Source organism: Blastococcus sp. TF02A-26 (assembly GCF_003319125.1).
Classification (GTDB): Bacteria; Actinomycetota; Actinomycetes; order Mycobacteriales; family Geodermatophilaceae; genus Trujillonella.
In genome coordinates this window covers 1-24,385 of record NZ_QOHG01000023.1, presented here as the reverse complement: position 1 = coordinate 24,385, position 24,385 = coordinate 1, and the positions used below count along the sequence as shown (strand labels likewise).

At 73.9% G+C, this 24,385-nt stretch carries 24 protein-coding genes; all 24 read left to right on the top strand.

Features of this window, described 5'->3' with window-relative positions; genetic code table 11:
• Positions 1 to 156 precede the first annotated feature (156 nt).
• Positions 157 to 615 carry a hypothetical protein gene (locus tag DQ240_RS20360; protein ID WP_233498859.1) on the top strand — a complete coding sequence of 153 codons (459 nt, stop codon included), beginning with the start codon at positions 157 to 159 and terminating at the stop codon, positions 613 to 615.
• 2 nt (positions 616 to 617) lie between these two features.
• A complete protein-coding gene (locus tag DQ240_RS20355) occupies positions 618 to 1,517 on the top strand; it encodes an ATP/GTP-binding protein (protein ID WP_369832024.1) in 900 nt (299 codons plus the stop codon).
• A complete protein-coding gene (locus tag DQ240_RS20350) occupies positions 1,514 to 2,200 on the top strand; it encodes an SAF domain-containing protein (RefSeq protein ID WP_113841537.1) in 687 nt (228 codons plus the stop codon). Before DQ240_RS20355 ends, DQ240_RS20350 begins: the two co-directional genes overlap by 4 nt.
• A gap of 15 nt (positions 2,201 to 2,215) precedes the next feature.
• Positions 2,216 to 3,019, top strand: a complete 804-nt coding sequence (locus DQ240_RS20345; RefSeq protein WP_113841536.1) for a hypothetical protein — start codon at positions 2,216 to 2,218, stop codon at positions 3,017 to 3,019.
• Between the two features lie 58 nt (positions 3,020 to 3,077).
• Positions 3,078 to 4,424, top strand: coding sequence for a CpaF family protein (locus DQ240_RS20340; RefSeq protein WP_233498858.1), 1,347 nt, complete (start codon positions 3,078 to 3,080; stop codon positions 4,422 to 4,424).
• Positions 4,421 to 5,332, top strand: a complete 912-nt coding sequence (locus DQ240_RS20335; protein WP_113841534.1) for a type II secretion system F family protein — start codon at positions 4,421 to 4,423, stop codon at positions 5,330 to 5,332. Before DQ240_RS20340 ends, DQ240_RS20335 begins: the two co-directional genes overlap by 4 nt.
• Positions 5,329 to 6,243, top strand: a complete 915-nt coding sequence (locus DQ240_RS20330) for a type II secretion system F family protein (protein ID WP_113841533.1) — start codon at positions 5,329 to 5,331, stop codon at positions 6,241 to 6,243. The genes DQ240_RS20335 and DQ240_RS20330 overlap by 4 nt, the downstream gene beginning before the upstream one ends.
• Positions 6,244 to 6,273: 30 nt before the next feature.
• On the top strand, positions 6,274 to 6,471 hold the full coding sequence (locus tag DQ240_RS20325) for a hypothetical protein (RefSeq protein WP_113841532.1): 198 nt from the start codon (positions 6,274 to 6,276) through the stop codon (positions 6,469 to 6,471).
• A 7-nt stretch (positions 6,472 to 6,478) separates the two neighbouring features.
• On the top strand, positions 6,479 to 6,943 hold the full coding sequence (locus DQ240_RS20320; protein WP_233498857.1) for a TadE/TadG family type IV pilus assembly protein: 465 nt from the start codon (positions 6,479 to 6,481) through the stop codon (positions 6,941 to 6,943).
• Positions 6,944 to 6,969: 26 nt separating this feature from the next.
• Positions 6,970 to 7,365, top strand: coding sequence for a TadE/TadG family type IV pilus assembly protein (locus DQ240_RS20315; RefSeq protein WP_233498856.1), 396 nt, complete (start codon positions 6,970 to 6,972; stop codon positions 7,363 to 7,365).
• A complete protein-coding gene (locus tag DQ240_RS20310) occupies positions 7,362 to 7,811 on the top strand; it encodes a pilus assembly protein TadG-related protein (RefSeq protein ID WP_113841530.1) in 450 nt (149 codons plus the stop codon). Before DQ240_RS20315 ends, DQ240_RS20310 begins: the two co-directional genes overlap by 4 nt.
• A complete protein-coding gene (locus DQ240_RS20305; RefSeq protein ID WP_113841529.1) occupies positions 7,808 to 11,017 on the top strand; it encodes a LysM domain-containing protein in 3,210 nt (1,069 codons plus the stop codon). The genes DQ240_RS20310 and DQ240_RS20305 overlap by 4 nt, the downstream gene beginning before the upstream one ends.
• A 760-nt stretch (positions 11,018 to 11,777) precedes the next feature.
• Positions 11,778 to 12,644, top strand: a complete 867-nt coding sequence (locus DQ240_RS20295) for a hypothetical protein (RefSeq protein WP_113841528.1) — start codon at positions 11,778 to 11,780, stop codon at positions 12,642 to 12,644.
• Positions 12,641 to 13,024 (top strand): hypothetical protein, encoded by a 384-nt coding sequence (locus tag DQ240_RS20290; RefSeq protein WP_113841527.1) that lies wholly within the window; start codon positions 12,641 to 12,643, stop codon positions 13,022 to 13,024. The genes DQ240_RS20295 and DQ240_RS20290 overlap by 4 nt, the downstream gene beginning before the upstream one ends.
• 62 nt (positions 13,025 to 13,086) lie before the next feature.
• Positions 13,087 to 13,830, top strand: a complete 744-nt coding sequence (locus tag DQ240_RS20285; protein WP_233498855.1) for a hypothetical protein — start codon at positions 13,087 to 13,089, stop codon at positions 13,828 to 13,830.
• A 148-nt stretch (positions 13,831 to 13,978) separates the two neighbouring features.
• Entirely contained in the window at positions 13,979 to 15,448 is a 1,470-nt protein-coding gene (locus DQ240_RS20280) for a hypothetical protein (RefSeq protein ID WP_233498854.1), read from the top strand.
• Positions 15,445 to 16,965 carry an SCO6880 family protein gene (locus DQ240_RS20275; protein WP_199589429.1) on the top strand — a complete coding sequence of 507 codons (1,521 nt, stop codon included), beginning with the start codon at positions 15,445 to 15,447 and terminating at the stop codon, positions 16,963 to 16,965. The genes DQ240_RS20280 and DQ240_RS20275 overlap by 4 nt, the downstream gene beginning before the upstream one ends.
• Positions 16,962 to 18,467, top strand: coding sequence for an ATP-binding protein (locus DQ240_RS20270; RefSeq protein WP_113841526.1), 1,506 nt, complete (start codon positions 16,962 to 16,964; stop codon positions 18,465 to 18,467). The genes DQ240_RS20275 and DQ240_RS20270 overlap by 4 nt, the downstream gene beginning before the upstream one ends.
• The gene (locus tag DQ240_RS20265; protein WP_113841525.1) at positions 18,464 to 19,624 is read left to right on the top strand and encodes a M23 family metallopeptidase; all 1,161 of its coding nucleotides are present in this window, start codon (positions 18,464 to 18,466) and stop codon (positions 19,622 to 19,624) included. The genes DQ240_RS20270 and DQ240_RS20265 overlap by 4 nt, the downstream gene beginning before the upstream one ends.
• Positions 19,625 to 19,687: 63 nt before the next feature.
• Positions 19,688 to 21,598, top strand: coding sequence for a type IV secretory system conjugative DNA transfer family protein (locus tag DQ240_RS20260; protein WP_113841575.1), 1,911 nt, complete (start codon positions 19,688 to 19,690; stop codon positions 21,596 to 21,598).
• Positions 21,595 to 22,152: a hypothetical protein gene (locus DQ240_RS20255; RefSeq protein WP_199589428.1), complete on the top strand. Its 558-nt coding sequence runs from the start codon at positions 21,595 to 21,597 to the stop codon at positions 22,150 to 22,152. Before DQ240_RS20260 ends, DQ240_RS20255 begins: the two co-directional genes overlap by 4 nt.
• A complete protein-coding gene (locus DQ240_RS20250; RefSeq protein WP_113841524.1) occupies positions 22,152 to 22,709 on the top strand; it encodes a hypothetical protein in 558 nt (185 codons plus the stop codon). Before DQ240_RS20255 ends, DQ240_RS20250 begins: the two co-directional genes overlap by 1 nt.
• 16 nt (positions 22,710 to 22,725) lie before the next feature.
• Positions 22,726 to 23,022, top strand: a complete 297-nt coding sequence (locus DQ240_RS20245; RefSeq protein WP_014739737.1) for a hypothetical protein — start codon at positions 22,726 to 22,728, stop codon at positions 23,020 to 23,022.
• Positions 23,023 to 23,025: 3 nt separating this feature from the next.
• On the top strand, positions 23,026 to 24,285 hold the full coding sequence (locus tag DQ240_RS20240) for a hypothetical protein (RefSeq protein WP_113841523.1): 1,260 nt from the start codon (positions 23,026 to 23,028) through the stop codon (positions 24,283 to 24,285).
• The last annotated feature ends 100 nt before the right edge of the window (positions 24,286 to 24,385 follow it).

The following is a 24,385-nucleotide window of genomic DNA, read 5'->3' as shown; positions in this document are numbered from 1 at the left end:
GCGAGGGCACTCGCGATGACTGGGCGGCGGTGGACGGCTGGCGTACTCCTTGCGCTGCTGTCCCTCGCCGGCTGCACCGAGGGTGAGGCCAGTCCCGAGGGCTCGTCGCCGGGCGCGACGACGGCGTCGGCTTCGCAGACATCGACGACCCCTCCTGTGGCGAGCAGCGCGCCGACTCCCGAAGACGAGGCGGCAGAGGCCGCCACCGCGGTCGTCACCGAAATGCTGCGCGTGACCGACGCGGCCAAGAGGGACCCAGGTGCCAGGGACTGGGAACCGGAGATCCGGCGATACGCCGGCGACCCCGCTGCCCTGCTCGCCGTCACGGCGGTACGGGATTACGCGACGATCGGCCTCCGCCAGGAAGGCGACACCGTGGTCGATCTCGAGGTCACGACCGTGGATCTGGCGTCCCCGGAAGGGCCGACCGTGAGGATCACGGGCTGCTATGACAGCCAGAGCACGCGAGTGCTGAACGTGGAGACCGGCGAGGTCGTGCCACCGGGGACTCCGCCGCGGTACGTCTGGGACATCACCGTGACGCGCTACGAGGCCGAACCGGGGTCCCCATGGCTGGTCAACCAGCTCGACCCGCTGACGGATCAACCATGCTGAGGATGTCCTGCGTGGTCGTGCTGGCAGCCGCGATGCTCGCCCTCACAGGTGGGCTGGACGGCGCCATGGCAGCCCCACCTGTCCACTGTGCGAAGGCTGATGCGCAGACCGGCATCTGCCTCGTCGAGGCGACATCTCCTGGCCAGGACGCGAACGCGGACCCCGTAGCCAGCGGTGGCAATTCCGGTGAAGGGCAGCCGGCCGGCGGAGATGCCTCGTCCCAAGACCCGTGCACCTACACGCTTGCCCAGCCGCAACCGCCGTCGACGAGTGTCCTGTGGCAGGGGCAGTCCCCGGCTGACGGAGCGATGTACGCCAAGGTCTGTCCACGGGTGGACGGCTCCGGCCTCACCACGATCCTCGAGTTCGTACCGAACGGCTCCGCGCCGCCGGCGGGACCGCCCGTGGACCCGCGCGTTCTGGCCGAGCAGGCGATCGCATCGCTCGTCATGCGCGCCCCGGAGATCCGGATGGCGCCGCCACCCGGGTCCGGCAGTGGCCTCGTCGGTCTGCCGGTGTGGATGTGGACCGAGCGCGGGGAGCAGTTCGTCGGCCCGACCCGGCAGTCGGTGTCGGCCGGTGGAGTCACGGTGGCGGCCGTGGGCGAGGTGAGCCGCATCGTCTGGGACATGGGGGACGGCACCACCGTGGTCTGTGGGCCTGGGACGCCCTACTCACCGGGCGCCGAAGGAGAGTCACCGGACTGCGGCCACGTCTATGCGGAGGCGTCGAGCCGACACGTGCCCGGTGGCGGCGCATGGCCGATCACCGCGACCAGCACGTGGACGGTCACCTGGTCCGGCGGCGGGCTGTCGGGCACCGAGACGCTGGAACTGTCGTCGTCGGCGGAGCTGTACGTCGGCGAGTTGCACGTCCTCAACCAGGACGGGAGCACGCCATGACTGTCACTCAGCCGTCGAAGGCCGGCGCACCGCCCTCCTCCAGGCCGGTCAACGGGCTGTCCCGGGCGCCGGTGCTGCCGCCACCGCGTCGCCGCCGCCGTCCGGCCCTGCTGGCCCTGGCCGTGACCATGGTGGTCCTCGGGGCCTTGGGCTCCGCTTACTTGGCGACATCGCTGGGGCAGACGACACCGGTGATCGCGATCGCGCGGGAGGTGCCCTGGGGGCAGACCCTCACCGCAGCCGACCTGGTGGAGGCGCGCATCTCGGCCGATCCGGCGCTGGAGCCGATTCCGTACGGCGACCGCGACCAGGTGATCGGCCTGGTCGCCGCGACCACCCTGGCGCCGGGCTCGCTGCTCACCCGCGACGCCCTGACCGACCAGCGCCTTCCGGCTCCTGGCCAGCAGCTGGTCGGGGTCGGGGTGTCGGCGGTGCAGCTGCCGACGACACCGCTGCGCCCGGGCGACGACGTCCTCCTGGTGCCCGTGGCCGCCGGCAGCGCTCCAGCTGCGACCGAAGGGGGAGACCCGAGCACGGTGCAAGCGACAGTGGTCCAGAGCGGACCACCCGGCACCGACGGCCGTCGAGTGGTCGACGTGCTCGTCGCGGCTGCCGACGGACCGGACGTCGCTGCCAGCGCCGCTGCGGGACTGGTCGCCATCGTCGTGGTGGCCGGCGAGTAGGGCGGGGTTGCCGCCGTGTTGATCGCGCTGTGTTCGGCGAAGGGTGCACCCGGGGTCACCACCAGCGCGCTGGCGCTGGCGTTGTCCTGGCCGCGACCGGTGATCCTGGCCGAGTTGGATCCGGCCGGCGGGGACGTGCTGGCGGGATACGGCCGAGGTGAGATGTCCGCCGGCGGGCTGGCCGACCTGGCGCTGGCGGCGCGGCGGGGCGGGCCGGCCCGTCACCTGGACCGCCAGCTGCTGCGACTCGACCCCGAAGGGCGGGCACGGCTGTTGCCTGGCCTGGCCGACCCCGTCAGCGCCCGACACGTCGACTGGGATCGCCTGGGGGCTGCGCTGGTGGCGGTGGAGGACGGCGCGATCGATGTGGTCGCCGACTGCGGGCGACTGCGCGCCGAGCACTTTCCGGACGCGGTCGTCCATCGGGCCGCCGCAGTGGTCCTGGCCACCGGCTCCACGCTTCGCGCCGTGCGTTCGGCGACGCAGGCGATCGCCGAACTACGGGAACGGGACGCCTGTCCGGGCATGCTGGGCGCGCTGGTGATCGGGCCGGGGGAGCCGTACGGCGAGCGAGAGATCAGCGAGGCGCTCGGCGTTCCCGTCGTCGGCGCGCTGCCGCGGGACGAGAAGGCGGCGGTGGTGCTCAGCGACGGCGCGCCGGCCGGCCGGCTGTTCGTCCAGTCGGCGCTGCTGCGGGCCGCCCGCACGATCGCCAGCAGGTTGGTCGAATCCGCCGCGGCGCACCAGTCCCGGGTGGCCCCACCGCCGGCGCCCGTGCCTGCGTCGGTGATCGCGGAGGGGGGAAGCCGTGTCCGCTGACCTCAGCCGGCTCGGCGAGGGGGCCCTGCCACGACGACTCCCAGCGTCTACCGCGACGGTGGACTGGGCGTTGGTGCGCCGGCTGCACGAGGCGACGGCGACGGCCTTGGCCGAAGAGCTCAAACGCCGTCCGACGCTCAGCGCGGCGGCGCAGCAGGAGCTGGCCCGCACACTCGCCCAGGACGGGATCGACGATCTGGTCCGGCAGCGCCTACGGGCCGGGCAGGCGGTGCCGACTCCGGACGACGAGATGGCGATCGCCGAGGCGGTGTTCGCCGCACAGTTCGGTCTCGGCCGGCTGCAGCCCTACGTCGACGACCCGCAGGTCGAGAACATCGAGGCGCACGGGCACGACAACGTGTGGATCGGCTACGCCGACGGACGTGACGTCCGGGTCGGCCCGATCGCGGACTCCGACGAAGATCTGGTCCGCCAGCTGCAGCACATCGCGGCCCGGCTGGGCCGCGCGGAGCGGGCCCTCACCACGGCGAGCCCGCTGCTCACGATGCGCCTGCCGGACGGGTCCCGGCTGGCCGCGGTGATCGAGACGGTGCCCCGTCCGCAGCTGGTGATCCGCCGGCACCGCATCCGCAACGTCGACCTCGACGATTTGGTGGACCTGGGAGCCGTCGACCGGGCGCTCGCTGAGTTCCTCCGGGCGGCAGTGCGGGCCCGCAAGAACATCATCGTCACCGGCGCGCAGGGCGCCGGGAAGACCTTGTTGCTGCGGGCGCTGGCCAACGAGCTCCCGGTCTCGGAGAACCTCGCCACCATCGAGAAGCACTTCGAGCTGCTCCTGCACGAGCTGCCCGACCGGCATCCGCGGGTGGTGCCGTTCGAGGCCCGCGAAGGAACCGGCGAGCGGGGCCCGGACGGCCGCCGCCTGGGCGAGGTGACCTTGACCGAGCTGGTCGAGCAGGCGCTGGTCATGAACGTCAGCCGGGTCTGGCTGGGCGAGGTGCGCGGCGAAGAGGCGTGGCCGCTGATCGAGGTGATGGAGGCCGGCGAGGGCGGGTCGTGCTGCACGCTGCACGCCCGCTCGGCGCACCACGCGTTCGAGCGGCTGGCGAACCTGTGCATGCGCGGACGCACCGCCGTCACCCCGGAGCACGCCTACCGGTCCTGTGCTGCGGCGATCGACCTCGTCGTGCACATCGCGACTGTGGATGAGCGGTGGATCGGCGGTGAGCGGCAGCGCTTCGTCAGCCAGGTCGTCGAGTGCAACGGCATCGGCGAGGGCGGGCGCCCGGCGGTCACCGACGTCTTCGCCCCGGGCGCCGACGGGCGGGCGGTGCCCGAGCACGATCCCGTGGACCTGGCCGACTACGTCCGGGTCGGCTTCGACCCCGGCTGGCTCCGGTCCGGCCGAGGTCACTGGTCGAGCACCGCTGCGGGACGGCGATGAGCGGCGCGGGGCTGTTGGCCGGCGTGTGCGGCGCCTTGTCGGTCGCCGGCCTCCTGCTGGCCGCCCATGCGCTCACCGCAGCCGAGCCGCCGGCCCGGCCGCGGCGTCGCCAGCCCCGGCCGACGGCGCAGCTCGACCGGCCGGCGGTGCGGCGGCAGCGGGCGCTGTGGGTGGCCGCAGCCGTGCTGGCGGCTGTGGTGTGGCTGGTCTCCGGCTGGCCGGTCGGCGGTGCGCTGGCCGGGCTGGCGGTGATCGGTGTCCCCTGGCTGCTGGCGCAGTTCTCCGGCGGCAACGCCGCAGTGGAGCGGCTGGAGGCGCTGCAGGAGTGGGTGCGCCGCACCTCCGACGTGCTCGCCGCGGGCGGCGGTCTGGAGCAGACGCTGATCCGCTCGGCCCGCACCGCGCCCGAGCCGATCGCGGCGGAGGTGGCGACGCTGGCGGCGCGGTTGCAGGCGCGCTGGCCGACGTCCCGAGCGCTGCTGGCCTTCGCCGACGAACTCGACGACGCCGCCGGGGACCTGGTCGTCGCCGCCCTGCTGCTCGGTGCGGAGCTGCGCGGGCCGGGGCTGGCGCGGGTGCTGACCGAGCTGGCGGGCAGCCTCACCGAAGAGGTCACGATGCGCCGCAAGGTCGAGGCCGACCGCGCCAAGCCCCGCGCCAACGCCCGCTGGCTGCTGCTGATCACCGTCGCCGCGTCCGGGCTGGCGGCTCTCAACGGGAACTACCTGGCGCCCTACGGCACCGGGCTGGGACAGCTGGTCCTGAGCGTCATCAGTGCGCTGATCGTCGCCTGCCTGCTGTGGATGCGCCGGCTCACCGTGCCAGCGCCGTCGCCGCGCTTCCTGGTCGATCCCGGCGGCGGCCGGCCGGCAGCCGAGCTCGAGCCGGATGAGGTGCCGGTCCGGTGAGCGGCTCCCAGGCGCTGCTGATCACCTTCGGCGCGATCGTCGGGCTCGGAGCGTTCCTGCTGGTGCGCGCCGCGTTGGTGGTCGAGCAGCCGCGGTTGGCCGATGCGCTCGCCCGCCTCGACGGGCGCTCGGCCCCGGTCGCCGTCGGCTCGATGACCGGGGGAGGCGACCGGTGGGCGCGGGCCACCGGTCGCGCCGGAACGTGGGCCGCGTCCCGGTTGCCCGCCGGCGCGTTGCGGACGCCGTCCCACGCGCTCACGCTGATCGGCTGGACGCCGGAGGGTTACGCCGCCCGCAAGCTCGGCCTCGCGGCGTTCGGCGCGGTGTTCGTGCCGCTGTTGACCGCCGTGCTCGGGGTCCTCGGCGTCCGCCTGCCGGTGATGATGCCAACGGCCGGGTCGCTGGCTCTGGCCGTCGTCCTGTTCTTCGTCGTCGACCTCGTCGCGCGGGACCAGGCCGCTGAGGCGCGCGGCCAGATGCGCCGGGCGCTGTGCTCCTACCTGGACCTGGTCAGCCTGCGCCGCGACGCCAGCGAGGGGCCGACCATCGCTCTGGAGCGGGCCGCAGCACTGGGCGAGGGCTGGGTGTTCCGGCGGATCAACGACGCGCTGGTCGCCGCCCGGCTGGCCGGCGACCCGCCCTGGGACGGACTGCGCCGGCTGGCCGCCGACACGGGGGTCGGGGAGCTGGCCGACGTCGCCGACATCGCCGCCGTCGCCGCCGTCGAGGGCGCGTCGATCGCCCCGACCCTGCGGGCCCGCGCCCAGTCGCTGCGGGTGCAGCTGCTGGCCGAGGAGGAGGCAGCCGCCAACACCGCCAGCGAGAAGCTCACCGCCCCCGTCGCCCTGCTGTCCATCGCGTTCCTGCTGCTGTTCCTCTATCCCGCCCTGGCCCGCCTGATGGCCACCTGACCCGGTGAACCCGACCCGAGAGGAACCCCGATGACCTCGCTGCTCACCCTCCTGACTGCCGTCGGCGCGCAGCTGCGGGACCGGCTGCGCGAGCTCCGCGACGACCCGGAGCGGGGGTCGCTGTCGGTCGAGCAGGTGATCATCACCGTGGCCCTGATCGGCATCGCCGTCGCGCTCGTGGCGGTGATCGCCAACGCCGTGACCTCCCGCTCGGGTCAGATCCAGTAGCCCGCCCGTGGCCCGCCCCGTCGGCCTCCGCGGCCGCATCCCGCAGTCCCGGCTCAGACCTGCGTGTGGCGAGCGGTCGGGCGGCGTGCTGCGCCGACGGCTGTCCGGAGAGCGTGGCGCGGCCTCGGTGGAACTGGCGATCGCCTTTCCAGTGGTGCTCCTCCTGGTGATGACGCTGCTCCAGGCGGGCCTGTGGTTCTACGCCCGCTCGGTCGCCCTGGGCGCTGCACAGGAAGGGGCCCGCGAGGGCCGGGTGCAGCCCGCCTCGACCGCACGCGCCCAGTCGGCGACCGAAGGCTTCCTCGACCAGACCGCCCAGGATCTGCTCACCGGCCGGGACGTGACCGTGACCGGCTCGCCGACCAGCATCGAGGTCACGGTCACCGGCACCTCGCTCAGCCTCTTCCCCGGGTTGGCCGGCTGGTCGGTCACCCAGACCGCCGTCGGCCCCGTCGAACGGCCCACCCCGTGAGCGCGCAGACGAGGGAGCAAGGGTCGGTGTCGGTCGAGCTCGCCCTGTTGGCACCGGCGCTGCTGTTGCTGCTGTCCTTCGCCGTCGTCGCCGGACGTACCCAGGTCGCCGAGGGCGCCGTCGCCGAGGCCGCCCGCGCGGCCGCCCGGGAAGCCTCCCTCGCTCAGGACGCCGTCACCGCGGCCACACTGGCCGACGCTCAGGCGGACCGCACCCTGGCCGCCCAGGATCTGCGCTGCCAGAGCACCAGCGTCGACATCGACACCACCGGATTCCAGGCTCCGCCCGGCCAGCCCGGCGACGTCACGGTGTCGATCACCTGCGTGGTCGGCATGGCCGACCTGCTGGCCCCCGGCCTGCCCGGAGCGGTCACCGTCGAGGCGTCCTTCACCAGTCCCGTCGACGCCTACCGCGAACGATGACCCTCCAGCGACGCCGCCAGAAGGCGGACGCCGAGCGTGGCGCCATCAGCATCTTCCTCGTCGTCCTCGTCCCCGGGTTGCTGCTCATCATCGGCCTGGCCGTCGACGGCGGCGCCAAGGTGGCCGCCACCCAGCGCGCCAACGCCATCGCCGACGAGGCAGCCCGCGCCGGCGGCCAGGCACTCGACGTCTCCGCGGCCCTGGCCGGACAGATCCAGCTCGACCCGGCAGCCGCGGTCGCCGCCGCGCAGGACTACCTCGACCGCAACGACGTGCAGGGCGCGGTGACCATCGTCGACGGCGACACCCTGCAGGTGACTACCACGATCTCCGAACCCACGACCTTCCTCGGCCTGATCGGCATCTCCACCCTCACCGTGGAGGGCACCGGCACCGCCGACCTGACCACCACCGGAGACGGCCAGAACGGGGAAGCGGGCCCATGACCATCCCACCGCGGGCACTGGACGCGCCGCGCCGGCTGATCGCCGTGGTGCTGCTGGCCGCCGCGGTCGCCGGCATCCCTCTCGCGCTGTGGCGGCTCGGCGGCGCCTACCTGCCCGACGACATGTCCTCCTGGGAGCAGGTGACCAGCACGCTGAGCCGCCCGGACACCGGCGCGCTCTTCCTCGGCCTGCTCGTGGTGATCGGCTGGGTCGCGTGGGCCTGCTTCGCCCTCTCCGTGGCCGTCGAGCTCGTCAGTCAGCTGCGCGGCCTGCCACCGATACGACTGCCCGGCCTGGCGGCGCCGCAGCAGCTGGCCGGCCTGCTCGTCGCTGCCGTCCTTGGTACCGGCGGCGGTCCGCTGCTGGCCGCTCCTGCCCTGGCCGGCCCCCCGATCGTCACCGAACAGCCGGTCGGCCACGAGGAACCGTCACCAGCACCTGCAGCGCCCGCGGAAACGCGGCCGACCGGACCGGCCGCGGCCGGGCCTACGTACACGGTGGCCCCGCGCGACACCCTCGGCCGCATCGCCGCCCGCTACCTGGGCGACTGGACCCGCTTCGAGGAGATCGTCGAGCTCAACCGCGGCCGGCCCCAGCCCGACGGCGCGCGTCTCACCGACCCCGGCCTGATCCGTCCGGGCTGGACCCTGGTCCTCCCACCGGACGCACGCCTTCCAGAAGCCGGCGCGACCCCGGGCGAGGTGACGGTTCGACCCGGCGACACCTTGACCGACATCGCCGAGCAGCACGATCTGCAGCACTGGCAGCCGATCTTCGACCTCAACGCCGGCGAACCGCTGCCCGGTGGCGGCCAATTCACCGACCCCGACCTGATCCGTCCCGGGCAAGTCCTCGATCTGCCGCCGGCCGATCCTGCGGCCGCCGATCCTCCGCCGCCGACCGAGAACGAGCCCCCGGCCGACGAGCCGGCGCCGGACGAGGACGAGCCAGCCGTCCCCGCTGAGCCTTCGCCGACCCCGGACAGCCTCCCCGAGCAATCGGAGCAGGCGGCAGTCGACGCCAACGCCGACGGTGGAGATGCCGACGAGAGCCCGTCGGAGCTGGCGGCCGTTCTCGCCGGCAGCGGGGCACTGCTCGCCGCAGGTGTGGGCGCGGCGTGGCTGGCGCATCGCCGCCAGCGGCTGCGCCGCCGCCGTCCCGGCCGACGGCTCGCCCCACTCTCGAGGATGCAGTCGGCCACACAGGCGGTCGTGGCATCGGCGGCCGACGCGGGGACGGCCGACTACGCCGCGCTCGACCTGGCCTTGCGCGGCCTCGCCGTCCGGATCTCCGCCGATCCGGGCGGGCAGCTCCCCGATGTCGTCGCCGCCCGACTCCACGGCGGCCGGCTCGAGTTGCGGCTGCACGCCCCGGCCGACCGTCCCCCGCCGGAACCGTGGACGGCGGACGACACCGGCCTGTGGTGGTCGGTGCGGCTCGACCGGGACGCCGGCGTCGACCCCCAGGTGGCCCGGACCCGCCTGGCGCCGTACCCGACTCTGGTCACCATCGGCACCGACACCGCGGGTCGCTGGCTCCTGGACCTGGAACGCCTCGGTGCGGTGTACGTGACCGGACCGGCCGACCGCCGCGAGGACCTCGCCCGGCACCTGGCTGCCGAACTTGCCGTCAACGGCTGGTCGGACCTGCTCACCGTCACGCCCGTCGGCTTCGGCGAGGAACTGGTCGACCTGGCCCCCGGGCGGGTCCACCCGGTCGACAGCGCCACCGACCCCATCCTGCACTCCGGCCTGGCGGAAGCCGCCGAGTCCGACGGCGACGATGTGCTGGACGGGCGGCTGCGGGCCGGAGCCGGGGACGGTTGGATGCCGCAGGTCGTCCTCGTCCCACATCCGCCGGATCAGGTCGGTGAACTGGCCGAGGCCGCCGCAGTTCTGCATGCCCGGAAGCGGCGCGCCGCGATCGCATTCGTGCTCGGCGCGGAACCGGGGCAGGTCAGCGACGAGTGGCTGCTGACGCTGACCGACGACGGGTCGCTGCTCATCCCTGCACTGGGGCTGCGGTTGCCGGCGCCACAGCTGACCGTCCAGCAGGCTCGCGACATCGCCACGCTGCTGGCCTTCGAACGCGACTCCGAGGACGCTCCGATCCCCGTCGCCGACGGCGACCGCCCCTGGCAGGTGCACACCGACGCCGCCGGCGCGCTGAGCGACGATGGGTCCGGTCCGGGCACTGCCGCGCCATCGGGACACGCGCCCTCACCGCGGCCGGCTCGACGTTCGAGTTCCGTTCCCAGGGCGGGCGCTTCGACGACGTCCGGATCGGCCGAGACCTCGACCGCGAGGCCGTCGGCGACCACCGATGGTGGGGAGGCACTCGGGCGTTCAGTGGCGGCCGGCCTGCGCAGCCGGATCGAGGACGACCTCGACCAACTCGATCGCGACCTCGCCGACTGGTGGGCGCCCGACTGTGCCCGGCCGCGGCTGACCCTGCTCGGACCCATCACCCTGCGCGCGCAGGGCGACGAGGCGGCCGTCGCCCGGTCCGGGCTGCGCCGCCGCTACGAGGAGACGGTCGCCTATCTCGCCACCCGTCCGCACGGCGCCACCGCTGACGAGGCGGCCACCGCTTTGCAACCGGCCCGCGGCGGCAGGACCGATCCGGTCAGCGCCCGGGCCTACGTCCACCGGGTCACCGCCGGTGCCCGCGCTTGGCTGGGCACCGACCCCGCCACCGGCTCCAAGCACCTCAGCTCCGGCCACCGCGGTCGCTACACGTTGACCGGTGTGCTGGTCGACGCCGACCTGTTCCGCCAGCTGCGCGCCCGGGCCGCGGTCCGTGGCGACGACGGACTGCCCGACTTGCTGGCCGCCCTGCGACTGGTGTCCGGCCCGCCGTTCGCCCAGCGCCCCGTCGGTTACGAGTGGCTGGACGGCCTGGACCTCACGCTCACCGCCGCCGTCTGCGACGTCGCTCACCAGGTGGTCACCGCTGCTCTTGCCGACGGCGACTTGGCCGCCGCGGGCACCGCCTCGGCCACGGCCTTGCTCGTGGCGCCGGATGACGAGCAGGTGCTGCTGGATGCGATGTGGGTGGCCTTCCACCAGGGTAACCGTGCCGAGGCCGAGACGTACGTCGCGCGCATCGTGCAGATCCACGACGGCGAGGACGAGATGGACCTGCCGATGAGTACCGCAGAGACCATCAACCGCGCCCGCCGGCAGTTCCTCGACCGCGCCTCGTGAGGGGTGCCGCCGCCGGTGACGCCGACAGACGAAGAGGCATCCCGCCTGGACATGCCGCGCCTCGGGACCGCCTGCAGTCGTCGGCACCCGCAGCTGCGTCGGACTCAGTGGAGAACCGTGGAGAGACGCAGCCCCGGCGACATGGCCTGAGGCCAGCGGTCCACCGGGGCTTTCACGGTCACGGTACGTCAGGCGGGCGTAACCGCAGCTCCGCCGCACATGAGAAGACGCTGTGGGTTCCGGCCCTGCATCGCGCATTCCCAGCCGGCACCGACCGCGCGGCGCACGTCGATGGTCCGGTAGGCCGCCTGCACGACCTCCGCAACGGGGTGGCTCACCACGAACCGCTGCTCACGACTGACGTAGCCGGCCGACTGACCTACCTGAACGGGTTGCGCGCGCCTCGATCCCCAGATGGGACAGCACCTGCGGGTGATCAGCACCGTCGCCGCCCCGCTGCCATCCGGCCATAGGCACAGCTGCGCCGCCCGCGCACGGCCTGGCTTCTCCAGTAGTTCTGCAGTGGTCCGCCCGTCCGGGGCGGTCGGCCATCGCCTGCTGCGCCGGTGGGCCCGGACCTCGGCCAGAGGCCTGTCTGCCTGGTCGACTGGAGGACTACCAGAGGTTCGGTCGCCACCGTCGGCGCATGCAGACGACAGCCCCGCATCGGGGGCCGCGGCGCGGTAGGCCAAGTCTTGGCACGCCGCCGTCGGCGGCGCCGGCGCCCTTGAGCTCCACGGATCCTCACAAGGGATGGTCGATGACCGTGCCCGCCATGCGCGCGGCCGTCGTGGCCATCCGGTCGGGGCTCTTCGACGACGTCAGCGACGGCGTCCTCGCTCCAGAAGATCAGGCGTTCCGGGACGCGGTCACCGGCGCTGCCGGCCGACCGGATCGCTCTGACGTCCCCTGGACGGGAGTGACCGCCGGCAGCCGTGCGGTCCTGGTCGTGGCCGGTCACGCCGGGGCCGGTGCTTCCACCGTCGCGTTGACGATCGGCGAGGAGCTGGCGGAGGGCCGGCAGGTGCAGCTGGTCGACTACGCCGAGCCGGTCCGCTCGGGGCTGGCGGCTGCCCCGGCCATCGAACTGGGCACCGACGACGGATGGCGCCGCGGCCGGCGCGGTCGACTCGATGTCGTCAGGCTCGCTCGGCGCCCCGCCGACGGAGCGCTCCCACCGCTCCCGGAGACCGACGCGAACGGCACGGTCGTGGTGGACGCGGGCTGGTCGACGACCTGTGCGCTGCTCGACTCACCGCGGTCGCTCGTCGGCTGCAGCCTGGTCGTCGTCACCCGGGTCACGGTCCCAGCGGTCCGGCAGACCGAGCACGTCCTGGCAGTCATCGATGGAGAGGCGGCCGTCGCCGCGGTGGGTCCGGCGCGGTGGCCACGGCCGGTGGAGGCCAGCTGCGGTCCGCGGCTGGCTGAGTTGCGGGCGCGGGGACGGGTGGTCTCGGTGCCGGTCGACCGACGTCTGCAAATCACCGGTCTGACCAGAGACCCGCTGCCCAAGCCGGTAGCCGCCGCCGGGCGGGCGCTGGCCGCACTCCTGGTGCCGGTGGCGCCCCCACGGCACCGGCACCGCGCAGCGCGGTCCGAGGACTGTGCACCTGGAGACGGCCGATGAGGGTGGGACGGGGAACCGCGGCTGCAGCAGTCCGCGCTGCGTCGATCATCGCGCTCGCCCTCGCCGGACTGCTCGTGCTGAGCGCCTTGCCGGCCACCGCGGCGCCGGCGGGGTTCTCCGCAGCGGTCTGTCCGCAGGCGCCGCCCGGCATGCAGGGCTTCGCCAACCAGATTACCGGCTGGGTGAAGTGGGGCGTCCTGGTCCTGATCGTCATCAGCGCGGTGGTGTCCTTGGGCGCCGTGCTGATGGGGCGGATCTTCTCGCATCCGCACGCCTCTAGGTATGGGGCCATGGGGGTCGCGGTCACCGTGATGGTGGCGATCACCTACACGGTCATCCTCGTGATCTTGAACTCCATCACTGGCAGCGGGTGCACGTGATGAGGCGCCGAGCTGGCCGTCAAGAGACGGCGAAGACGGAGTGGAGTCCGGCTCGACTGCTCGTGCTGGCCGGCAGCTGTGTGGCGGTCTTGCTGGCGATCGTCGCCGGGCTGGTGCTCGCGGTGATTGCGGCGCTGGCCGAAGACCCGGACGGAGGTGAGGCAAGCCCAGTCGCCGGAAGGGCAACCAGGAGCCTGTCCGAGCAAGATGCGCTGGCCGCCGCACCCATGCCGACCGCCGAGCCGGAGGAGGCGCTGCCCGGGCCGCTCTCGAGCAGAGCGGCCGAGGTGCTGGTGCTCCCGCGCCCTTCAGGTGTCGGTCCGGCGAATGTGGCGAGTGGCTTTCCACGCACGCCGGAAGGCGCGCTGGCGCAGCTGGCGGCGATCGACGTGACGGCGATGCAGTCAGGGTCGATGGACGGCGTCCGCGACGTGATCGGCGCGTGGGCGGCCGCCGGCGGTCCGACGCCGGAGAACTGGTCCGGCGTCGTCGGAATGGCGAGCCTGCTGTCGGGAGCGGGGCTGTCCGTCGCTGGGTCACCGCAGCTGGCCATCGTCGTCCGGCCCGTCATGGGATTGATCAAGGGCACGGTGGGTCCGGACTTCGCGGTGGTGTGCGTGGACCTGGAGTTCACCGTCACCCTCGAGCGGACGGCCCGGATGGCCGTCGCCGATTGCCAGCGGATGGTCTGGGTCGAAGACCGGTGGCTGATCGGCCCGGGTCCGGAGCCTGCACCGGCGCCGTCGTTCTGGCCGGGGACCGACGCGGCGATCGACGCCGGATGGCGGGACCTGCGCCATGCCTAGCCCCTCCGGGCGTCGACGTGCGAGGTCGCCTCTCGTCCGCCTCCTGCTCGTTGCTCTCGTGCTGACGTTGATCAGCTGGCTGGGGACGGGGACGCCGGCTGCGGCCGAGTCGACGGTCATGGCTCTGCCTGCGGCGGGTCCGAACCGGTTGCCGTGTCTGCCCGTCAACCCGCTCTGCGCGCTCGGCGAGGCAGCCGGTGATCTGCTCGGCGACGCGGCCGGCAACGTGGCAGAGGGCGTGTGGACCAGCGCCATGCTGGCGCTCTGGGGCGCCGGGCTGTGGTTGCTCAGCCTTGCGTTCTCGGTCATCGATTCTCTCGCCACGCCTGACCTGTCCGCCGACGGCCCGCTGGCCGGCGTCTATCCGGTGACTTTCGGCATCGGCGCGGCCGTGGCGACGCTGATGGCCCTGGTGCAACTGGGTGCCGCGGGGCTGCGCCGGGACGGGCAGACGCTGGGGCGACTACTGCTGGGCGTCGCGCAGTACGGGCTGGTCTGGGCCGGGTACATCGGCGTGGCCGCGCTGCTGGTCACCGGCGTCTCCGGGCTGACGACGGGCCTGCTGCGCGCCTTGCTCGACATCGACACGATGGCCGCCTTCGATCCGTCGATCAACGTGGAGCGGGACCTGGTCAACGGGACCGTGGCCACCGTCCTCGGGGTGTCGTCCATCTTCCTGCTGGTCCCGGCCAGCCTCGGCTACCTGCTGCTGATGCTCGTCCGCGAAGCGGCGCTGATCGTGCTCGCTGCAACGTCGGCCATCTCGGCGGGCGGGCTGCTGGCGCAGACGTCGAGCGCCTGGTTCTGGCGCAGCCTGCGCTGGTTCATCGCCGCGCTGCTGGTCGCACCGGTGGCCGTCCTCGTCCTCGGGGTCGGGGTCACCATCACCGAGGGCATCCTGACCGGGGCCGAGGAGACGGACACCGAGGCCGCGGTCGGCATGGCCGTCGTCGGGTGCCTGCTGATCCTGCTCGGAGCAATCTCGCCGCTGGTGCTCTTCCGGCTTCTGGCCTTCGTCGATCCGGGCACCTCCAGCGGCGCGGCGCTGCGTTCCTCGCTCGCCGCCTCCGGTGGCGTCATGGGGGCGCTGAGCAGGCTGGGCGCTGGAGCGGCCGCCGCCGGTGCCGCGGTCGCCGCAACCTCCGGTGGCGTGGCCGCATCTGGAGCGGCCGCGCAGACGAGCGGAGACCGCGCGCAGGGGGAGTCCACCGCGGACGCCGCGACCAGCGGGCGGTTCGCCGGTGCGCTGCGAGCTCTGGCCGCCGGTACGTCGGGGGCCGGCCGGCTGGCCGCCGGGGTGGCTGCGTCGGCCTCCGACGTGCTGTCCAGCGCGGGAGTCGGGCACTCCGCCCCCTACCACGGCCAGCCGTCCCCGGGGCGGACGGCGTGGCGTGGGTCCGGGGCGTCGAGCGGAGGCGGCTCCGGCTCAGCGAGTCAGGTCGCCGCTGCAGGCGGGCTGCCCCGCACGACGTCGCACGGTGGTGGCGGTGACGACGGATCGGTCGTCGCCGCCTGGCCGGCGGAGCGATCGGACAGTCACGCGGGCCTCGAGCACGACGCGCTCGAGACGCCGACGAGTTGGTCGGACGACGTCGGTGGGGAGGGCGATCACCGGTGAGCGCCACCCGATACGGCGACTACGCCAAGGACGTCTCTGGCTGGTTCCTCGGCATGACCGGCACCCAGCTGGCACTGGTCAGCCTCGCCGGTGTTCCGGCGCTGATCGCCCTCAACGCCCGGGCCTGGATGGTGCTGTTGCTGTGGCTGCCGGTGTGGGCCCTGCTGTCCGCGGCTCTGCTGGTGCCGATCCGGGGGCGCTCGGCCGGGCGCTGGGTGGTCGATCTGTGCCTGTTCGCGGTGGGGCGGGCGCTGGGCTGGACGGCCTTCGGGTCCCGCGCGGCCGCCGGGACAGCCGAGGACTTGTCGGAGGTGGATCTGCCGGGAGTGCTGGCCGGGATCCGTACCCACGACGGGCCCCCGTTCGGCCAGACCTTCACGCGCCCGGTGATCGTGCAGAACTACGCGGCACGGACCTGGGCGGCCGTCGCTCGGATCTCCCACCCCGGCATCGGCTTGGCCGAGCCCGGAGAGCGCGACCGGATGGGCGCCGGGCTAGCCGAACTGTGCGAGATCGCGGCTCGCACCGAACTGGTCGACGTCGTCGCGCTGCAGGTGCGCACGGTGCCCGACGACGGGGCCGAGCGCGCCGGCTGGGAGCGGGCTCATGCCCGCGCGGACGCGCCCGCGGTGGCCACGCAGGTCAACGCCCTGCTGGGAGCCGCGCTGACCCCGGCGGCGGTGCGGTCGGAGGCGTTCGTGACCGTGGTCGTCGGCGAGCGGCGGATCGGCCGCGCCGCCCGGGAGTCCGGCGGCGGGATCGACGGCCGCGCGCGGGTGCTGCACGGAGTGATGGCCGAGATCGAGGGGGCGCTGCGCGGGGCGGTCGGCTGCACCGCGCTCAGCTGGCTGGACTCGGCCGGCCTCGCGGAGGCGGTGCGCACGGGCTTCGCGCCCGGGGACCGCGGCCAGCTCATCGCCGCTCACTACCTCGACGGGCACGCCGGCGGCCGCGCTCCGGCGACCGGGGTGCCGATGGGCGCCGCAGGGCCGACACGATCCCTCGCCGAAGTGCGTCACTACGCTCACGACGCCTGGGCATCGGTCACCGACACCATCCTGCTGCCCGACTCCGGCGCGGTGCTCGGCGCACTGGCCCCGGTGCTGGTGCCGGCCACGCCGGGGGAGCGGCGCAGCCTGACGGTGTTCCTGGCGCCCCTGCCACTGGACCGGGCGACCCGGCTCGTCGGCCGCGAGGACATGAGCGCCACCACCGGCAACGAACTGCGCGCCCGTATGGGCTTCCGCCAGCGGGCACGGCAGCGGCGGGACACCGAACGGATCGGCGCCGCGGACGAGAAGCTCGCCGCCGGCCGGGCACTGGTCCGTCCGGCCGTGGCCGCCTGCGTCACGGTGCCCGGCACCTGGCCGATCGCCGAGCACGGCCGGCGGCTCGACGCCGCCGTCCGCGCCGCGGGTTTCGTGCCGCTGCGGCTGGACCTGGCACAGGACGCCGGATTCGCCGCCGCCGCCATCCCCCTGGGGATCGGTCTGCCGGAACGGAGGGGACGGCGATGAGCCGCCGCCACGGTCGGGGCCGGGACCTCGCCGTCCTGCTCGACGACTTCGGCCACCCCCTCCCTCCCGTGCAGAGGGAACCGGTGGGGGAGCGGTGCACCTCACCGTTCCCGGTGGCGGTACCGCGCCGAGGCCCCCGCGGGCGCGGACGAGGGCGTGCGGTTGCGCTGGCGCCGCTGTCGGTGTGGCGGATGACCTCGGAGCAGACCCCGGTGGTGTGGCCGCTCATCGCCACCAGCGGCCTGCCACCGACCGGTGCACAGATGGGCATCGACCTGCTCTCGGGCGGCGCCTTCTACTGCGATCCGGTCGGCTGGGTCACTGACGACGACATCCCGGTCACCAACCCGAACGTCGTCGTGTTCGGCAAGCCGGGACGCGGGAAGTCCGCCACGGTCAAGGCCTTCGCGCTGCGGATGCTCGGCTACGGCTACCGGACCCTCGTCCTGGGCGACACCAAGGACGAGTACGAGCCGCTGTGCCGAGCTCTCGGCGTCGAACCGATCGCCGTCGGCCACGGACTGTCTGCGCGGGTGAACCCCTTGGACTTCGGCCCGCTCGGGCACGGCTGGGACCGGCTGCCCGCCGCCGAGGCCCGACGCCGGGAGGCGCTGGTCTTCGCGCGATGGATCGTGCTGCTGCGCGGTCTCGTCGGCTCCCAGCACGTGCCGTTCGGACCGGTGGAGGAGACGGCGGTGGGGGAGGCGCTGCGCCTGCTCACCGGCTACCGCTCCGGCGCCACCCGGCTGACTGAGGTGACCGTCCCGCAACTGTGGCGGGCACTGGACGAGCCACCCGACGCTCTCATCACCAGCTGCCGCTACGCCGACCGCCGGCACTTCCTCGACGCCACCCGAACCCTGCGCGACGCCCTTGGGTCACTGGTCAAGGGCTCACTGGCCGGCCTGTTCGACGACCGCACGACGATCGCCGTCGACTGGCGCGCCCCCATCCAGTCGCTGTCGCTGTCCCGCCTGGAACCGCTCGGCGACCAGGCCGTCGGTATGGCGCTGACCTGCTTGAACAGCTGGGGGCAGGCGATGCGCGAGATCGCCGACCCCGGCGACCTGCGCATCGTCGTGCGCGACGAGACCTGGCGGCAGATGCGCCTGGGCGCCGAGGCCATGAAAAGCCTCGACGCCAACCTGCGGCTGTCCCGCCGCGACGCCGACGTGCAGATCCTGCTCGCCCACAAGCCCTCGGACATGCTCACCGCCGGCGACGCCACGTCCCAGGCCGTGGCTATTGCCCGCGACCTGCTGCACCTGTGCGACGTCAAGGTCCTGCACGGCCAGGATCAGGCCGTCGGCGACGAGTTGGGCGAGCTGCTCGGCCTGACTCCGATCGCCCAGCGGGTCGTCACCGGCTGGGCGGTCGCCGGCAAGGGGCGGGCGCTGTGGCTGGTCGGGGACCGGGCGTTCAAGGTGCAGACGGTCCTCACCAGACCCGAACTGGAGCTGACCTACACGAATGAGGCCCTCACCGGCGGGCGGCCTGCATGAGCGGGGCCGTCGGGCGCGCCGCCCAGTCGTACGCGCAGGCGTGGCTGTGGAAGCTGGCCGCACCGCTCGCCGTCCCGGTCGGTGGGGCGGTCGCTCTGCTGCTGATTCCCCTGGGAGTCCTCGCCGCGCCGGAAGCGGCGGAGGCCGCTCGGCCTGTGGGGTTCGCCTCGTGCGGGGCCGCAGGCACCGGCGCTACCGCCGCCGGCAGCGACCTCGACGCGGTCCAGATGGGCCATGCCCAGACCATCGTCGACGTCGCGGCACGTGTCGGGCTGCCGCCGTACGCGGCAACGGTGGCCCTGGCCACCGCCTACCAGGAGTCCCGCCTGCGGATGCTGGCCAACGACGGCAGCAGCTCCCAGCTGACCGCGGAGCAGGCCGCGGTCACGGCGACGAGCCTGCAGTACCCGCACGACGGGATCGGCACCGACCACGACAGCGTCAACACCTTCCAGCAACGCTGGACCGCCGGCTGGGGAGCCATCGCCGACCTGATGGACCCCGTCTACGCCGCCGAGGCGTTCTACCAGCGGCTCGCCACAGTGCCCGACTGGCGGACCATCCCACTGACGGCGGCCGCGCAAGCCGTGCAGATCTCGGCCACGCCGACCGCCTACGCCCGCTGGGAGCCGCTGGCCCGCGAGCTGACCGCCATGCTCTGGCCGGCCGCCGAGGCCGCCGCAGCGGACCCGTCCGCCGCAGCGCCTGCCCTGTGTCCCGCCGCGGTCGCGGCCGCCGGAACCTGGATCCGGCCCACCGCCGGGACCATCACCTCCGGCTTCGGTCCCCGCGGCGGAAGCCTGCACGCGGGCGTGGACATCGCCGGCCCCCGCGGCACCCCTGTCTACGCCGCCACGGACGGCACCGTGACCGACGCCCGCTGCACCAGCGCCTACTGCGACCGCGACGGCAGCCTGGCGCTGACCGGCTACGGCAACCTCGTCGAACTCGACCACGGCGCCGGCGTCAGCACCCGCTACGCGCACCTGACCGCCTACACCGTCACCGCCGGCCAAGCGGTCAGCGCCGGCGCGCTGCTCGGCTACCAGGGCTCGACCGGCAACAGCACCGGAGTGCACCTGCACTTCGAGGTCCGCGTCGACGGCGCCCCGATCGACCCCGTCCCCTGGCTCGCCGAGCGCGGGATCGAGCTGTGAGAGCCGGCAGGTGCGTAGACCAGTCGTGGGACCAGACGTGAACAGGGAGAACGGAGGGTGGTCGTGAGCGGCGATCGATCCCGGGACGACGTCGGCCCGGCGAGCTGGGAGATTCCGGTGGCTGCGGCGGTGGTGTGGGTGACGGCCGCCGCACTGCTGCTGCCGGCCGGCCGCGCAATCGCAGCACTGCTGACCGGCGGCGGCTGGGTGTGGCCGCACGGGTCGGCCGCCCTGGTCGCCGCCGTCGGCGGCTTGCTCACCGGCGAGCCCACCGCCGGGCTGGACGCCGCACAGACGGCGGCGCTGCCGTCGCCCGCGGCTGTGTACACCGCCATCGCCGGGTGCTTCGCGCTCTTCCTGGCCGTCAGCGGGGGAGCGGCGTGGGCCGTGCACCGATGGCTGACCGGGCGGTCGGGCATGGCCACCCGCAACCAGGTGGCCGAGGTACTCGGCAGCGGTCGGTTGCGCCGGGTCGGACTCGTCGTCCGTCCCGACCTGACCCCGGCCCGTCGGCGTAGCCCTCGCCGCGTCGTGAACACGGATATCGGATGGCCGCTGGGCCACGCCGCGGTCCCCGCCGCCGGGGAGCTGTGGGTGCCCTTCGACCGCACGACCGGCGTCTACGGGCCGCAGGGGTCGGGCAAGACCCTCGACCTGCTCGCCCCTGCCCTGCTCGACGCGCCCGGCGCGGCGCTGGTCACCCTGACCAAGGCCGAGGATCTGCTGCTCACCGTCGACGCACGCGCCGACGGCGACCGCCCGGTCGCCGTGCTCGACCCCTTCGGCGCCGTTCCTGGACTGCCGGAGCTGGTGTGGGACCCCATCGTCGGCTGCGTGGACCCCATGACGGCCGAGCGCCGCGCCAAGGCGTTCACCGCCGGCACCGTTCCCGGTGCGGTCACCGGCGGCACGACCGATTCCGCGGCTCGGTTCTACGCCTTCGAAGCTGCCAAGGTGCTGCAGGGCTATCTGCACGCCGCCGCGCTGACCGGCCGCACCATCGAGGACGTCCTGGAGTGGGCCGCCCACCCCCAGGCGGCGACCCAGCCGGCCGACATCCTGCGCGCTCATCCGCACGCCGCGCCCTTCTGGGACGGGCTGCTCCACGGTGCTCTTAACGGCGATCCGCGCACCGCCGGGAACACCGCCACCACGGTGCAGCAGGCGCTGACCCTGTTCTTCCAGGCTGACATCCGCCGCCGCTGCACTCCCGGGCCCGGCCGGCCGGGCACGGACATCGCCGCGCTGCTGGCCGCCGGTGGCACCGTCTACCTGCTCGGCCGCGAGGATCCCTACGCCTCGGCGGCCCCGCTGATGACGGCCCTGGCCGAGCACGTCCTGGACACCGCTCTGCAGCTCGCAGGCGATGCACCGACCGGGCGGCTGTGCCCGCCGCTGCTGGCCTGCCTGGACGAGCTGCCCTCCACCGCGCCGCTGCCCACGCTGCGCACCCGGATGGCCAACGACCGGGCTCTGGGCATTTCCTTCATCTACGCCGCGCAGACCTGGCGGCAGCTGGTGCTCATCTACGGCGAGCACGAGGCCCGAGCCCTGTTCGGGCTCACCAACGTGCTCGTCGCCTTCGGCGGCGGCAAGGACGGTGGCTTCTACCGCGATCTCTCCGAGCTGCTGGGCAGCACCCGGGTCCGGCGCACGTCCTACAGCTACCGAGGCAGCGGATGGTCTCGATCCACCCACGGCGAGACCGTGCCCGTGCTGCGCCCGGAAGAGATCCGCCAGCTGCCGCCCGGCCGAGCTCTGGTGGTCGCGGAGAACGCCCCACCGGTGATCGCCGCGCTCACCCGCTGCCTCTCCGGACGCCGCGGCGCGCAGCTGCTGGCCGCGCAGGCCTCGGCTCGCGACCGGGTCGCCGCCGCCCGGGAGCACACCGCCAGCATGGTCGAGCGCACCGGTGACGCTCACGCCGCGGCCGCCCGCGCGGGTCTCGCCCCGGTCGAGCGGGGTCTTCGATGACCGATGTCGGACTGGCCGTGCCGTTCCCGCCACCGCCGCGGGAGATCCGCCGGGCCCTCGAGCAGCTCCGGCAGGCCGAGGAAGCCGGCCTCGAGTCCGCCGGCCTGCGGCTGCTGGACCGGCCCTGGGACCCGGCGACCTGCTCGGCTCAGGTGCGCACCCGGCTGTGGCCGTGGCTGGATGACGTCGCCGCCTGGCTCAACCACAGCTACGCGTGGCAGACCACGCAGGCCATCCCCTCCTGCTGGCCGGCCCATCCCCACCTCGTGCACGAACTCGCGGTACTGGCCTGCCTGCGCGCGACCGCTGGCGACGCGGCGGCTCCGCACGCGCTGGAGGAGTGGCACCGGTACGCGCTTCCCGCCTTCCACGTCCGCCTGGCCGAGCGGCTGGGCATCGGCTGTCCACCCGGCCGGCACACCGACTGGCCGGCCCGCTCCTGGGCCGCCGAATACACCAGCCCGCAGGCGACCGCAGCGCGGCACGCGCTGTTCGACGGCGACCTGGGCGTTACCCCGACCGGCCACCTCCCCGAAGCGGCAGGAGGCCAGTGATGAGCAGCGCCTCACCGTCCGACCGCGGTGACTGGGTATCGACGCTCGCCGGCGTCCGGATCAGCCGCGCCTGGATGCTCCGGCACACCCCAGACCTGCTGGCCGCCTGGTGCGACGCCGCAACCGCCGAGGACCGCCGCACGATCGCCACGCGCATCCTGCAGATCGCCGCCGACCTGGAGAGCGAACCCGAGCACGGCGACGACGCAGCCACCGACCCGGCCTGGCGGCAGCTCCTGGCCCGCATCGACCCCCGCCTCGTCAGCGGCCCGGACTGGCTGCCGCTGGCCGCCGCGCTCGCGCGCGCCGAGGCCGCCGGCTACGACGTCGCCGCCCGGCTGCCCGCGCTGGCCGCCGCCGCCCCGCTGCCCGCCCGGCACCCCGCCCGCGAGCTGCACTGGCGGCTGCTCGACGACTGCGCCGCCGCCCTTCCCCCGCACGGCGCCACTGAGCACCGCTCCTCGGACGCACACAGCCCGGGCGGTCCTCCACAGATGTCCCGCAAGACCCCCGCAGCCGACCGCGGCGACGCAAGCGTCGACAGAACCGAGCCCTGAGGAAAGGACGTGTCCCATGACCGTCGACACGGTCAGCGACCCGCTCGGCTACGCCGCTTCGCTGCTCGACGCTGTCGGCGCCGACCGGGAGCAGGTGCCTGCCGACATCGCCCTGGAATGCCTCTACGCCGCCGAGTTGCTGGAGCTCGCCGGCGGACGCACCCAACCGGTCCCGCTGATCGACGGCGACCCCGCCGCCAGCATCCGCGCGGCCATGGGCGCACTCGGATTGCTCGACGAGCGCACCTTCGCCAGCACACCGGTTCTCGACGCCGCGCGCGCCGCCCGCCACGCCCTGCGACGGCTGGGCTGAGCGGTGGCCACCACCCTGCGACAGCTGCTCGACGACCTCACCGACCGAGCCGGCGCCCGCCCCGCGGCGGCGACCATCGAGGACGTCACCGGAGCACTGGCCCACCTGGGCCGGGCGGTGTCCGGACTGGCCGAAGACGGGCTCACCCTCGCCGACAGCCGCCGGCAGCGCACGGCCACCACGCTCGCGACCGCCTGCACCACCGCCGGCCAGCTGTGGCCGCACAGCGACGGGCCGCTCACCGACCTCGCCGGTGTCGCCGCCGATCTCGTCGGCCGCGACCGGGCCATCATGGGCCGCTCCCACCGCTGGGCCGTCACCGTCGAGGTGGCCGAGGCCGCCGACCACTGCGCGCGGCTCGGTCGCCGGTTGCTTCCGGAGGGGGCAGCTCCGGAGCTGGACGTCGTCCGCCAGTCGGCCGCCGCCCTCGAGCGTGTGGCGCAGACGGATCCGCCCACCGCCGCGGACTCCGTGGTGCTCGACCGTCTGATTCCCCTGCCAGGCCCGCCGACCGGAGAGGCCGAGGTGACCGTCCTGGACGCCGCCGCAGGCCTGCTCGCTGCGCTCGACCGTGCGCGGCAAGCCGACACCCTGACACTGCGGGACTTCCGTGCAGCCGTCGCCGCCGCAGAGCTCACCAGTCGCTACGCCGCCGGCGCCGCGGGCCAGACCGGGAGGGACGCCGGACCGCCGCTGCTCGCAGGGCTGGCCTGGCAACTCGCCGGTCGCGCCAGCATGGTCTTCCACGACGGACGCCGAGGGGCACCGAGCGACGGCGGGAAGGTCGTCTCGTCGTCGCAGGCGCTCGTCCGCGCCCTGCGCAACGAGGTCGGCGTGCTCGCTGATCGTGGCGAGCAGCACGACTCCAAGACGTCCGCGGACGTGGCAGCTGCGGTTCAGGAGGCCGCGAACCAGATACCAGCCCTCGCCGACCGGCTCACCACGGCGGTCGAGCGCTGGTCCCGCACCGGCCAGCTCTTCGCGAACGCTCGAGACCTGCCGCGCATGGAAGCCATGCCTGAGGACCGGATCCAGGCGGTGATCGCCGGACGACACGTGCGGGCAAGCGGCGACGACCTCGACCGTCTGCAGCAAGTCGTCGGCCGAGCCGCTAACCTGTCGACCGGACTGGCCGATGCGCTGAACCGCGCCGCCGGCACAGAGCCACTGGCGCAACGGCACCGAGCCGACCGGTGCGATCGGGGAGCGAAGGTGCCGGGCGACGCCGACCGCCTGCTTAGCCTCGATCCACCGATGAGCTGAGCGCCGCGGACAGGCGTGGGAACACCGAAATGCCCTTCTGAACTGGGAAGATACGACTTGTCTAAGGTCCGTATCGCCAGTTCAAGAAGGGCATCTCGTA